11 protein-coding genes are annotated in these 13,905 nt (G+C 40.8%); 10 read left to right on the plus strand and 1 reads right to left on the minus strand.

All coding sequences use genetic code 11. The features are described 5' to 3' along the window. Nucleotides 1-200 precede the first annotated feature (200 nt). From scpA to QMN06_RS05920, 10 genes are all read left to right on the plus strand, one after another. Nucleotides 201-2,384, plus strand: coding sequence for a methylmalonyl-CoA mutase (gene scpA, locus QMN06_RS05875; protein ID WP_281971614.1), 2,184 nt, complete (start codon nt 201-203; stop codon nt 2,382-2,384). Nucleotides 2,385-2,387: 3 nt separating this feature from the next. Beyond that, a complete protein-coding gene (gene meaB / locus QMN06_RS05880; RefSeq protein ID WP_281971615.1) occupies nt 2,388-3,428 on the plus strand; it encodes a methylmalonyl Co-A mutase-associated GTPase MeaB in 1,041 nt (346 codons plus the stop codon). 343 nt (nt 3,429-3,771) lie between these two features. Beyond that, on the plus strand, nt 3,772-5,151 hold the full coding sequence (iscB, locus tag QMN06_RS05885; protein WP_281971616.1) for an RNA-guided endonuclease IscB: 1,380 nt from the start codon (nt 3,772-3,774) through the stop codon (nt 5,149-5,151). Continuing rightward, nucleotides 5,151-6,683 (plus strand): acyl-CoA carboxylase subunit beta, encoded by a 1,533-nt coding sequence (locus QMN06_RS05890; protein WP_281971732.1) that lies wholly within the window; start codon nt 5,151-5,153, stop codon nt 6,681-6,683. The genes iscB and QMN06_RS05890 overlap by 1 nt, the downstream gene beginning before the upstream one ends. Nucleotides 6,684-6,703: 20 nt before the next feature. Continuing rightward, nucleotides 6,704-8,707 (plus strand): acetyl-CoA carboxylase biotin carboxylase subunit, encoded by a 2,004-nt coding sequence (accC, locus tag QMN06_RS05895; RefSeq protein ID WP_281971733.1) that lies wholly within the window; start codon nt 6,704-6,706, stop codon nt 8,705-8,707. Nucleotides 8,708-8,711: 4 nt separating this feature from the next. Continuing rightward, the gene (locus QMN06_RS05900; RefSeq protein WP_281971617.1) at nt 8,712-9,176 is read left to right on the plus strand and encodes a VOC family protein; all 465 of its coding nucleotides are present in this window, start codon (nt 8,712-8,714) and stop codon (nt 9,174-9,176) included. A gap of 85 nt (nt 9,177-9,261) precedes the next feature. Further along, nucleotides 9,262-10,839, plus strand: coding sequence for a malate synthase A (aceB, locus tag QMN06_RS05905; protein WP_281971618.1), 1,578 nt, complete (start codon nt 9,262-9,264; stop codon nt 10,837-10,839). A 26-nt stretch (nt 10,840-10,865) separates the two neighbouring features. Continuing rightward, on the plus strand, nt 10,866-11,564 hold the full coding sequence (gene tsaB / locus QMN06_RS05910) for a tRNA (adenosine(37)-N6)-threonylcarbamoyltransferase complex dimerization subunit type 1 TsaB (protein WP_281971619.1): 699 nt from the start codon (nt 10,866-10,868) through the stop codon (nt 11,562-11,564). 14 nt (nt 11,565-11,578) lie between these two features. After that, nucleotides 11,579-12,064 (plus strand): ribosomal protein S18-alanine N-acetyltransferase, encoded by a 486-nt coding sequence (gene rimI / locus QMN06_RS05915; protein WP_281971620.1) that lies wholly within the window; start codon nt 11,579-11,581, stop codon nt 12,062-12,064. Then, nucleotides 12,057-12,548, plus strand: coding sequence for a hypothetical protein (locus QMN06_RS05920; RefSeq protein ID WP_281971621.1), 492 nt, complete (start codon nt 12,057-12,059; stop codon nt 12,546-12,548). Before rimI ends, QMN06_RS05920 begins: the two co-directional genes overlap by 8 nt. On the opposite strand, the gene lplT is transcribed toward QMN06_RS05920, so the two are convergent. Beyond that, a complete protein-coding gene (gene lplT / locus QMN06_RS05925; RefSeq protein WP_281971623.1) occupies nt 12,545-13,870 on the minus strand; it encodes a lysophospholipid transporter LplT in 1,326 nt (441 codons plus the stop codon). The two genes, QMN06_RS05920 and lplT, sit on opposite strands and share 4 nt — an antisense overlap. Nucleotides 13,871-13,905: the final 35 nt, after the last annotated feature.

A 13,905-nucleotide genomic window follows, 5' to 3' on the forward strand; every position in this document is an offset into this window, starting at 1 on the left:
ATTGATGAGATTTAATCTATAAACTATTGATATTAAATGAAATTTATAGAAATATTTAATTAATTTTTTAATATTCAATACACTAAATTATAAATTTGAATTCATAATTCATAATTCATTTAACTATGTATTATTTGAGTTGTCAATGTTATTCTTATACCTATAATAAAAAATGCTTATTTAAATTGCAGAAAGAATATATGTCAGATCATTCGTCAACACCTCAACAATGGCCAAGTTTTCCAGAAACAAGTAAAGAAGAATGGCAGGCCTTAGCAGCTAAATCATCACCGAATAAAAACTCAGATGAGCTTGGTTGGAAAACACCTGATGATATATTTTTAAAAGCTTTATATACCCAAGACGACCTAGCAAATTTATCGTTTACCAAAACGATGCCTGGTTTTGAGCCTTTTATTCGCGGCCCACAAGCAACGATGTATGCGTCTCGACCATGGACGATTCGTCAGTATGCTGGATTTTCAACGGCTGAGGAGTCCAATGCGTTTTATCGTAAAGCATTAGCTGGTGGTGGTCAGGGAATATCAGTTGCATTTGATTTACCAACTCATCGAGGGTATGACTCTGATCATCCAAGGGTAACCGGTGATGTAGGAAAAGCAGGTGTGGCGATTGATACTGTCGAGGATATGAAAATTCTATTTGATCAGATTCCTTTGGATAAGGTTTCTGTTTCCATGACCATGAATGGTTCTGTATTACCCATCTTGGCGGGTTATATCGTTGCAGCAGAAGAAAGTGGTGTTAAGCAAGACCAGCTTTCTGGCACGATACAAAACGATATTTTAAAAGAGTTCATGGTGCGTAATACCTATATTTACCCACCAGAACCATCCATGCGCATTATTGGTGACATTATTGAATATACCGCCAAGCATATGCCAAAGTTTAATTCGATTTCCATCTCTGGCTATCATATGCAAGAAGCAGGTGCTAATCAGTCTCTTGAGTTAGCTTTCACCCTTGCTGATGGCAAAGAGTATGTAAAAACTGCTTTGGATAAGGGTTTAGATGTCGATGATTTTGCAGGTAGATTATCGTTTTTCTTTGCCATCGGCATGAACTTTTATCTTGAAGTAGCTAAATTACGTGCGGCCCGAATTCTTTGGTGGAGAATTATGAAAGAGTTTGCTCCTAAAAACCAAAAGTCATTGATGTTGAGAACGCATTGCCAGACTTCAGGTTGGTCCTTAACAGAACAAGATCCTTATAACAATATTGTTCGTACTAGTATTGAAGCGATGGCAGCCGTATTTGGTGGGACGCAATCATTACATACGAATTCCTTTGATGAAGCGATTGCTTTACCTACCGAATTTTCATCACGAATAGCCAGAAATACGCAGTTAATTATTCAAGAAGAAACGCATATAACCAGCGTGATTGATCCATGGGCTGGATCTTATATGATGGAGAAACTTACTCAAGAAATGGCTGATAAGGCTTGGGAGATCATCCAAGAAGTACAAGCCATGGGAGGTATGACTAAAGCTGTGCAAAGTGGTTGGGCTAAACTTAAAATTGAAGCAGCCGCTGCCCAAAAGCAAGCCAATATTGATACTGGTAGAGATGTAATTGTCGGTGTTAATAAATACCAGCTCGACGAGGAAGGTGAAGTTGATGTTCGAGTCGTTGATAACATTCAAGTAAGAGATAATCAAATCGCCAGGTTGCAAGCAGTTAAAACCGCTCGAGATTCAGTCAAAGTGTCACAAGCCTTACAAGAGATTACAGATGCTGCTGAGCAGCAATCGGGAAATTTATTACAGTTAACAATTGCTGCGATTCGACTAAGAGCAACGATCGGTGAAGTTTCTGATGCGTTAGAAAAAGTATATGGTCGTCATCGTGCTGATACGCAAAAGGTGACCGGTGTGTATGCTGCTGCTTATGACTCAGCCGAGGGTTGGGAAAAACTACAACAAGAAATCGCTCAATTTGGTGATGAGTTTGGACGCCGTCCACGAGTGATGATTGCTAAGTTAGGACAAGATGGCCATGACCGTGGTGCAAAAGTAGTTGCTACAGCTTTTGCAGACTTGGGTTTTGATGTAGATATGGGTCCTTTGTTTCAGACTCCTGACGAGTGTGCGCGCCAAGCCATTGAAAATGATGTGCATGCAGTGGGTATCTCGACCCTAGCTGCTGGTCATAACACCTTAGTTCCAGCGATCATTGAAGAACTTCAGCGTCAAGGTGGAAAAGATATTGTCGTGTTTGTTGGCGGGGTTATACCTAAACAAGACTACGAATTTCTATATGAAGCAGGAGTCAAAGGTATTTACGGCCCTGGTACTCCCATACCCGCATCTGCTAAAGATGTTTTGGAGCATATCCGCAAAGCCCTAGAAGCTACAAAATAATTCATGACGGATCATTCTCATCCATTGGTGACTGACTTATTAAGTGGTCGAGAGCAAGTGAATACGGCAGCACGCCGATCACTGGCAAAGATTATTACCTTAATTGAGTCGACCAAGGCGAGTCATCGAGTAGAGTCAGATCATATTTTGAATGAGTTGATTGCTTCTTCAGGAAAATCCTTTCGGATTGGTATTTCTGGTGTCCCTGGAGTTGGTAAATCGACCTTAATCGAGTCCTTAGGCTTGTATTTAATTGCTCAAGGTCACCGTGTTGCAGTCTTAGCAATTGATCCGTCCTCGAGTATTTCTGGTGGATCGATTCTAGGTGATAAAACACGCATGGAACATTTATCTGTTCACCCCAATGCATTTATTCGCCCAACGCCTTCGTCGGGTAATTTAGGCGGGGTTGCAGAAAAAACAAGAGAAACTATGTTGGTTTGTGAAGCTGCTGGATATGACATTATTTTAGTTGAAACAGTTGGCGTGGGACAAAGCGAAATTGCTGTCTCAAAAATGGCTGATATGTTTGTTCTTCTTCAGTTACCAAATGCAGGAGATGACTTACAAGCCATTAAAAAAGGGGTTATGGAAATTGCTGACTTAGTTGTCGTTAATAAAGCCGATATCGATCCAGATGCAGCGATGCGAGCGATGGCGCATATTGTTGGCTCCCTGCGGATATTTAGTCAGCATGGTCATGTTGACCACTTCTCGATATCAAACCAGCAATGGAATCCACAAGTTATTTCTATGAGTGCCCTAGATGGGACTGGCCTTGAGGCTCTTTGGCAAAAGATGAAAGAGTTTCAAGATATACAACAATCGAATGGACTTTTTAGTCAAAGGCGGATGAATCAATCAAAAACTTGGTTGTGGGAGCGAATCCAATCTGGTTTGTCACAAGAGTTTAAAGAACATGCTGGAGTATCTTTGCTCTTACCAGAATTACAACAACAAGTTGAACAGGGATCAATCGCTGCATCAGTTGCAGCAAGAAAAATATTAGATGTTTTTAAAACTGATTTCAAAAGTAAGGCGTAATTGTCAACTACCCCTTCCTAAAGGAAGGGGCTTGAAGGGTCAAAAGCCTTAAGAGCCAGGTTGACCAGACTCATTAGCAGAACACCGCTACTACGTTAGCAGTAAGTCGTCAAGACGCACCTTGGAATGCTTCCTTAGTTCCAAGCTCTGCAAGAAGTAGTCGAAGAAGCAGCAAGGTAAAACTGCCAACGATTACTTCGGTAGCAAAACATCGCTACGAGCTGACTGCTAACATTGTCGAAGGGAGAACGCCGTTAGGCGTCGTAACAAGATCCCGTAAGGGATACGTAGTAACAGTGCAGTAATAGCAGTAGCAGTATTTTTTTATTAAAAGGAGTTTTAGTTGGTCTTTGTTTTAGATAAACGCGGCAAGCCTTTAATGCCATGCACGGAGCGCCGAGCAAGAATCTTGCTCGAACGAGGTCGTGCACGTGTTCATCGCCTGTATCCGATGGTTATCCGACTCGTGGACCGCTTTGCAGAGGATTGTGAGTTCCAAGAGTTAAATCTCAAGCTCGATCCAGGCAGTAAAACAACTGGTGTGGCATTAAACCGCGTAGATGGTTCGACTGAAGCAGTTTTAAATCTGTTCGAACTCATACATCGTGGTGCTTTCATTAGCAAGAGGTTAGAACAAAGACGAGCGCTGCGAAGAACTCGTAGAAATCGTCATACGAGGTATCGGCAGGCTCGCTTTTTAAATCGTGGCAACAAGCAAAGAGGCTGGTTAGCGCCATCGCTGATGCACCGCGTCAATACCACAACTGCATGGGTTGATCGGATCGTGCGCTGGTCTCCAGTGCCTCTTATCACGCAAGAGTTAGTCCGCTTCGATACACAAAAGCTCGAAAATCCAGAGATATCTGGTGTCGAATATCAGCAAGGCACACTGCTCGGCTACGAGGTGCGTGAGTATCTACTCAACAAGTGGCATCGTGCTTGTGCTTATTGCGATGCTCAGAATGTGCCTTTTGAGGTTGAGCATATTCACCCAAAATCAAAAGGTGGCTCAAATCGTATCTCCAATCTCACACTTGCTTGCAGACCTTGCAACGAGAAGAAAGATAATCTAGACATACGGGAGTTTTTAGCAAGCGATCCAACACGCTTGGCGAAAATTCTGGCGCAAGCAAAAGCACCTCTCAAAGACGCGGCGGCAGTGAACTCCACGCGCTGGAGGCTGTTTAACGAACTAAAGACGATGGGTATTGTTGTGAAAACAGGCACCGGTGGTCAAACAAAATTTAATCGTTTACAAAACAAGATACCCAAAACCCATGCCCTGGACGCTGCTTGTACTGGTCATGTTGAGTTCATTTCCGATTGGCAAAAGCCTACGCTCTCCATCAAGTGCTCTGGTCGTGGAACCTACGCAAGAACCAAATTAGATTCTTACGGTTTCCCGCGCGGCTATTGCCTGCGTCAAAAGCAAGTACATGGTTTTGCAACGGGAGATATCGTCCGAGCCGAAGTCACTAAAGGTAAGAAGATCGGCTCTTATTTTGGCAAGGTCGCCATTCGGGAATCAGGTAGTTTTAACATCAGCACCAACGCTGGTGTCATTCAAGGTGTATCGCATAAATACTGCAAGGTAGTTCAACGTGCAGATGGCTATGGATATTTGTTTAACCAAGATAGCAAACAAAGTCGAGTCAAGGGGATTGCTTTGCAATCCGCGCTATCCCTCCCCGGCATGAATGCCGAGGTTTCTCGCGCATTATGATGAAAGATATCATTAAACAGTTAGAGGCAAAACGAGAACAAGCCTATCTTGGTGGAGGACAAAAGCGTATCCAGGCTCAACATCAAAAAGGTAAATTAACTGCACGTGAGCGGATTCATTTATTACTTGATGAAGGTTCATTTGAAGAGTGGGATATGTTTGTTGAGCATCGCTGCACGGATTTTGATATGGCGGACGAGTCTGTTCCCAGTGACGGTGTAGTGACTGGATATGGCATGATTAACGGCCGATTAGTATTTGTTTTTTCTCAAGATTTCACGGTGTTTGGTGGGTCACTGTCTGAAGCGCATGCTGAAAAAATTTGCAAAATTATGGATCAAGCAATGAAAGTTGGTGCGCCTGTAATTGGATTAAATGATTCAGGAGGCGCCAGAATTCAAGAAGGAGTGGCTTCTTTGGGTGGGTATGCGGAGATATTTCAGAGGAACGTAACAGCCTCCGGAGTTATTCCACAAATTTCACTCATTATGGGACCTTGTGCCGGTGGAGCGGTTTATTCCCCCGCACTGACAGATTTCATTTTCATGGTCAAAGATAGCTCCTATATGTTTGTAACTGGCCCAGAGGTAGTTAAAACCGTGACGCACGAAGAAGTTACTGCTGAAGAGTTGGGTGGAGCGCTAACCCATTCAACGAAGTCTGGGGTGTGTGATCGAGTATTTGAAAATGATGTTGAAGCGATTTTAATGTTGCGTAGATTTTTTAATTATTTACCTTTGTCTAATCGTGAAAAGCCACCATTTCGTCCAAGCTCCTCAGTCTCTGATCAGATAGATTACTCCTTAGATACTCTAGTACCGAGCAATCCGAATAAGCCTTATGACATGAAGGAGTTGATATTAAAGACAGTTGATGATGGTGATTTTTTTGAAGTTCAACCCGATTATGCAAAAAATATCATTATTGGTTTTGGTCGCATGGAGGGACAAACAATTGGTATAGTTGCCAATCAGCCACTGGTTTTGGCAGGCTGTTTAGATATTAAATCCTCAATCAAAGCTGCACGTTTTGTTCGGTTTTGTGATGCTTTTAATATCCCAGTGATTACTTTTGTAGATGTACCAGGATTCATGCCTGGTACATCACAGGAATATGGTGGCATTATTAAACATGGCGCTAAGCTTCTGTTTGCATACGCGGAGTGTACCGTGCCAAAAATTACTGTCATTACCAGGAAAGCCTATGGCGGAGCTTATGACGTGATGTCTTCGAAACATTTACGAGGGGATGTAAATTTTGCTTGGCCATCTTCAGAGATTGCTGTGATGGGACCAAAAGGTGCTGTAGAAATTATTTTCCGCGATGAAAAGTCAGACCCTGAAAAGTTAGCCGCAAGAGAAGCTCAATATAAGGCTAAATTTGCAAATCCTTTTGTTGCAGGACGTCGAGGCTATATCGATGATGTCATTATGCCCAATGAGACAAGAAAACGTATTTTAAGATCCTTGGTCATGCTTCAGAATAAAGAGCTCGAAAATCCTTGGCGTAAACACGACAATATTCCACTATAAATTCGGATGGGAAAAAAATGATGTTTCAAAAAATACTGATTGCTAACCGAGGTGAAATTGCTTGCCGAATTATTCAAACAGCAAAAAAAATGGGGATTAAAACTGTCGCTGTTTATTCAGAAGCAGATCAAGATGCGCGTCATGTGGAATTAGCTGATGAGTCGGTTTGCATAGGGCCTGCGCCCTCAAGAGAATCTTATTTAGTCATGCATAACATTATTGCCGCATGTAAGGCAACAGGTGCTCAAGCAATTCATCCAGGGTACGGCTTTCTCTCAGAAAATGAAGAGTTTGCCCGCATTGTGGAAGAACAAGGGATTATATTTATAGGGCCCAAACATCATTCTATTGCTGCAATGGGTGACAAGATTGCTTCCAAAAAACTAGCAGAAAAGGCGAAAGTCAATACTATCCCAGGTCACAATGAGGCAATTGGAAATGCAGATCTGGCAGTCGATATTGCGAAAAAAATTGGTTATCCAGTCATGATCAAAGCATCTGCTGGAGGAGGGGGTAAAGGGCTTCGAGTAGCATATAACGATCAAGAAGCTTTCGACGGATTCACTTCTTGTCAAAATGAGGCAAGAAACTCTTTTGGTGATGATCGTATTTTTATAGAAAAGTTTGTTGAAGAGCCCAGACATATTGAGATCCAGATCTTGGGCGATGCATTTAACAACATTGTGTATTTATGGGAGCGTGAATGCTCGATTCAAAGAAGACACCAAAAAGTTATTGAAGAAGCACCATCCCCATTTATCAGTGAAAAAACACGCTTAGCCATGGGTGAACAAGCTGTTGCATTAGCGCGAGCAGTTCAATATCAATCTGCTGGAACCGTTGAATTTGTTGTCGGTAAAGATCAATCATTTTATTTTTTAGAAATGAATACACGTTTACAGGTTGAGCATCCTGTAACTGAAATGATTACAGGCTTAGATTTAGTGGAGCAAATGATTCGGGTTGCTGCAGGTGAGAGATTAACTTTTGGGCAAAAGGACGTTCAGCGAAATGGCTGGGCTATTGAATGCCGAATCAATGCCGAAGATCCTTATCGTCAATTTTTACCATCCACGGGTCGCTTAGTAAAGTATCAACCACCTCGGAAAACTGATGGCGTCAGAGTCGATACGGGAGTATATGAAGGTGGTGAAATCCCCATGTTTTATGATTCCATGATTGCTAAATTAATTACTCACGGTAGTACTCGTGAAGAAGCTATTGGCAAAATGCAAATTGCTTTGAATCAATTTGTGATTCGGGGAATAGATTCAAATATTCCGTTTCAAGCGACGCTAATGCAGCATCCTGAATTTCAGTCAGGACAAATCAATACTGGATTTATTAGTAAGCACTTTCCGCAAGGTTTTATGGGGGCAAGTTTAGATAACGATACTAAATTATTATTGAGTGCGATTGCTGGCTCGATTCATTTGCAATATGTCAATCGATCGGGAAATATTACCGGTCAGTTAGAGGGTCATAGTTCACAAGTAACCAATCAATTGACCGTTGTGATTGGTGATCATGGTAAACAAGAATTTATTCCGATTGAGATTGAAGCAGATGGGGATGGTGATCATGTCGTCATTCAAGATAAAGAATTTGACATTATGAGTAACTGGCGTCCAGGTGAAATCATTTTTGAGGGATTAGTAAATAATTCACCGATTGTTTTACAAGCCAATCGGCAATCTATTTTTTATGAACTCTTATATAACGGTATTCGTTTTCAAGCTATGGTGATGTCTCGAAGTAAGGCGGATTTACAAAGACTCATGCCGTTTAAAGCACCGCCAGATATGTCTCAATACCTCCTTTCACCAATGCCTGGATTACTCTCTGAGGTATCGGTTGAAGTTGGGCAAAAGGTTCAAGTAGGACAAAAGTTGGCAGTGATTGAGGCCATGAAAATGGAAAATGTGATGTTAGCTCAACACGAAGGAGTTGTTGCGCAAATATTGGCGAAAAAAGGTGAGAGTTTATCAGTCGATCAAATGATCATCAAATTTGATAAGGGATAAAAAGATGCAAAGACCATTTAAGATTTTAGGGGTTCAACAAATTGCTATTGGCGCACTCAATAAAAATGAAATAAAAACCCTATGGCAAGATATGCTTGGTTTTACATTTAAGACGAACTTTATTTCTGAAAAAGAAAATGTAGATGAAGATATTTTTACAGTTGGCGCTGGTGCTCATCCCATTGAGTTTGATCTCATGCAACCACTAGATCCTCAAAGGAAGCCTGCAGTCCACACAACTCCTCTCAATCATATTGGTTTATGGGTAGATGACTTACCGAAGGCCGTGGAGTGGTTAACAGCAAATGGCGTGCGTTTTGCGCCAGGTGGAATTCGTCGTGGTGGTGATGGACATGACATTATTTTTATTCATCCAAAAAGTAACGAAGAATTTCCCATTTCTGGGTTTGGTGTTTTGATTGAATTGATACAAGCTCCACCGGAAGTGATTGATCAGACTCACATTTAAAACTTTCACTGGGGGTTTTTATCAGTTGTTTTGTCTTTTTGGCATAATTAGACCTTATTCTTTAATTTGATTCCCAGGAGAGAGAATGTCTAATTTGCCACAAGGTATGGAAATTCATGCCGAAATTACCCCAGATTTTGCAACGGTGTTAACACCGGAGGCCTTGGCTTTAGTTGCAAAGCTACATCATGCGTTTGAGCCACGTCGTCAAGAACTCTTAAAAGCACGTGTTGAAAGAACCAAACGTTTGGATGCTGGTGAGATTCCTGACTTTTTACCAGAAACTAGGGCGATTCGTGAAGGTGATTGGAAAATTGCTCCAATTCCTGAGGCACTACATTGCCGTCGTGTTGAGATTACTGGTCCAGTAGATGCCAAGATGGTGATTAATGCCTACAACTCTGGTGCAGACTCTTATATGACGGACTTTGAGGATTCTAATAGTCCCAATTGGAATAATCAAATTCAAGGTCAAATTAATTTGAGAAGTGCGATTAAACGCGAATTGCGTTTTGAGCAGAATGGCAAAACATATGCATTAAATGACAAGATTGCTGTACTTCAAGTACGTCCAAGAGGTTGGCATTTAGAAGAAAAACACGTAACTATTGATGGTAAGCGTGTTTCTGGTGGTATTTTTGACTTTGCCTTATTTTTATTCCATAACGCACGTGAATTATTAGCCCGTGGTGCTGGACCCTATTTTTATCTTCCAAAGATGGAAAGTCATTTAGAGGCACGCTTATGGAATGATATTTTTGTGATGGCGCAAAATGAATTAGGCTTACCTCAAGGAACGATTAAGGCTACGGTACTGATTGAAACAATTCTGGCGGCTTTTGAGATGGATGAAATCCTCTATGAGTTACGGGATCACAGTGCTGGGTTGAATGCAGGCCGTTGGGATTACATTTTCTCTTGCATTAAAAAATTCAAAGTTGATAAGGATTTCTGTTTGGCTGACCGTGCCAAAGTAACAATGACCGCACCGTTTATGCGTGCTTATGCATTACTTTTGTTGAAAACTTGTCATCACCGTGGAGCACCTGCAATTGGTGGGATGAGTGCTTTAATTCCAATTAAAAACGATCCTGAAAAGAACGCGATTGCCATGGCTGGAATTATTGCCGATAAAAAGCGTGATGCGGAAGATGGCTATGACGGTGGTTGGGTTGCGCATCCTGGATTAGTTGAGCCAGCGATGATTGAGTTTAAAAAAGTGCTGGGCGATAAACTCAATCAGTTTGAAAAGCAAAAGCCAGAAGTGCAAGTGAAGGGTTCAGACTTATTAAACTTTCAACCTGAAACACCAATTACTGAGGCTGGTTTAAGAATGAATATTAATGTGGGTATTCATTATTTAGGAGCATGGTTGGCTGGTAATGGTTGTGTACCGATTCATAATTTAATGGAAGATGCCGCGACTGCTGAAATTAGTCGTTCACAAGTATGGCAGTGGATACGTTCACCCAAAGGAGTATTAGATGATGGTCGTAAAGTGACTGTTGAAATGGTGAAAGGTTTTATTAAAGAAGAATTGGTGAAAGTCAGTAATTCAGGAGCAGTTGGACACTGGAATCGTGCAGCTGAAATATTTGACCATATGTCCACAGGTGAGAACTTTGAAGAGTTTTTAACCCTGCCGTTGTACGAAGAAATTTAATTGATTTGAATATTGGATTCGAAAGAATGCCAATTCTTGCCATCGATACCTCAACCCAGTGGTGTTCGGTGGCAATTTATTTTCCGAATAAGACTTATCTCGTTCGTCATGAAAAAGTTGGTAATACGGCAAGTCAAGTTCTTTTGCCGTGGATTCAAGATCTTATGCTTGAAGCGAATATTACTTGGAATGACATCAGGGTTATAGCTGTCTCTCAAGGTCCCGGAGCATTTACGGGAATTCGACTTGGTCTAGGTGTTGCTCAAGGCTTGGCATATGCTCAGCAAAAACCTTTAATTCCAATACCTAGTTTAGATGGCATGATTGCATTTGCACTATTTTTTTCTAACGCCAAGGTTTTACAGTCTCAAACCTATCGCGTTCTATTGGATGCTCGTATGCAACAAGTTTACTGTGCTTCATATGAAATCGATGAACATCATCTATTGAATCGTCAACAAGCGATACAGTTGATAGATGTAAAAGATATTGATTTCAAACAGCAATCCATTGATTACACTTATGATATGCAATCTTATGAAGAAGATGGCTCGCTTCAGCTAGGAATGCAATTCATTCCTGCAACCCCGCATGCACTGGGGATTGCCTATTTAGCCTCGTTAAAAAATGGTGATCAGATTTATTCGCCAAAGGATTGTCAACCCTTATACATTAGGGATCAAGTTGCCTTAACCATTGCCCAGCGATTACAGGATCAACATTAATTAGACTGACGATCATGAGTATTAATTTTCAATTTAGAGTGATGGAAAAGAGTGATATCAGTCAAGTATGTGAAATTGAATCAGCATCTCACCTACATCCATGGAGTGAAAAAAACTTCATGGATTGCTTAGAGCATCAATACTGGAATTATGTTTTATTGGAAGAAAGTTCTCATAGTCAGAAAGTTGGATATTGTATTGTGATGCCCGGGGTTGAAGAATTACATTTGTTAAATATCACCATACATCCTCAATTTCGTCGTCAGAATATTGCTTCGAGAGCCTTATCTGCAATCGAGGAAATTGGCTTGACTCACCATTATATAAAAATGTTACTAGAGGTCAGGCGTAGTAATACTTCAGCGATTAGAATGTACGAGAAATTAGGTTACCAATTGATTGGAGTCCGAAAAGATTATTATCCAATGGCAAAAGGTGATAACTTTTCTAGAGAAGATGCATTGGTTATGGAAAAGTTTCTAAGGAAATCAGATGAATAAAGCAATCCTATTAAAAGAAATGGGTATTAGTTCTTGGAAGTCAAAAGCAATTGCAGAGCCACCAGCATTCAATTCAACCCAAATGGAGAGTGTAATGACAACTGAAGAATTTCCTATTTGGACATTGATCTTTGATGAAGATGAGATGCAAACTACCTTAACGAAAAATATTTTGCTTGTTGTACAAAATTTTGGTGTCAAAACCCAAGTATTGCCTTTTCAAGGAGCTAAAAATTCAACGCAGATAAAAGGGGATATCGTATTTTGCTTTGGACAGACATCTGGCCAATACTTTTCTGGAGAAACAAATTCGGTTGAAGATTTAAGAGAAATTTTGTTTGAAACAAGCAGTGAGCAACGAGGTGAGATCCCAGTAATTGTTACGTATTCAGTTCGACAAATACTGAGTGCAGCTGTTAAAAAGAAACAACTTTGGGATGACTTAATTTTTGCAAGAAATGTATATTTAGATACGATGTCTTAAGCGTGGGGGTGTTTTTCTTCACCGATTAAGTATAAAGAATCATACTGTGCTTGATTTTTTTGGTGCCTGTAGATCACTAGAGCCATGGTGATAATCACAAAGCAACCAAATAAAAGAATGACTACCTGAACTGGCAAATCAAACCAGATAAGCAATGAGTAGAGGCCCAGCATAAATAGTACAGATAAATTTTCATTAAAATTTTGAATCGCAATGGAATGGCCCGCGGACAAGAGAACATGACCACGATGTTGGAGAAGGGCATTCATTGGTACCACAAAATAGCCTGACATCCAGCCGATGGTAATTAAGAAGATATAGGTAAACAATAAATAGGCATGAATTTTTATAAAGCCTAAATTAACAAATAAATCACCAAACTGTTCCTTTTGAAAAGCGGCAAGGGTAATGACTAAAAAGCCCATAATGACACCGTATTTAAGAACAACGAGGGAGTTTTTAAGAGGAACTCTCGCAGCAGCCCACATAGCACCTCCGGCCACGCCGAAGGCCACAATAGCTTGCAAAATAGCCCCTTGGGAAAGGTTCATATCCAGAGCATCTTCAGCCCATTTGAGAATAATGAATTGCAGAGTTGCGCCAATGCCCCAAAATAATGTGGTTACCGCTAAAGAAATTTGTCCTAAGCGATCATTCCAAAGAGTCATAAAGTTATGTGAAAAATCCTTGATTAGTTTAATTGGATTTTTAGTGGAAGCGGTGTAAACAACACCAGTTTCGGGAATGCGTAAATTAATTAAAGCAGCAATTAAATACAGAAAAACGATGAGAGCAATAGCAGCTTCTGGAGGTGTGTCAATGTGTGTATCAATCAAAGGAAAATCTAGTAAAAGCAGTGTTTGAGCTATTTTTGGACTGATGAGGACCCCACCAAGGACAGTTCCTGCAATAATCGAGCAAACCGTTAAGCCCTCAATCCAGCCGTTGGCCGCGACTAATTTTTCGGGGGGCAATAATTCAGTCAAAATACCATATTTTGCTGGTGAGTAGGCAGCAGCACCAAAGCCAACAATGGCGTAAGCCAAAAGAGGGTGAACTCCCATTAGCATCGTAAGACAACCAATAACTTTAATGGAGTTGGTTAAAAACATGACTTTGCCTTTAGGGCGGGAATCAGCAAAAGCACCTACATATGCTGCGAGCAAGACGTAGGATAATACGAAAAACAATTTGAGTAGAGGGGTCATCCAATCAGGAGATTGAATTTGTATCAATAAAGATATGGCAGCAATGAGAAGTGCATTATCGGCAAGCGACGAAAAGAACTGCGCTGCCATAATTGAATAAAAACCTGGTTTCATTCGTACAATGATAAGTTAAACATTAAATAATTTCC

Origin of the sequence: Polynucleobacter sp. SHI8 (assembly GCF_027944005.1) — a bacterium.
In the GTDB taxonomy this organism is placed as follows: Bacteria; Pseudomonadota; Gammaproteobacteria; order Burkholderiales; family Burkholderiaceae; genus Polynucleobacter.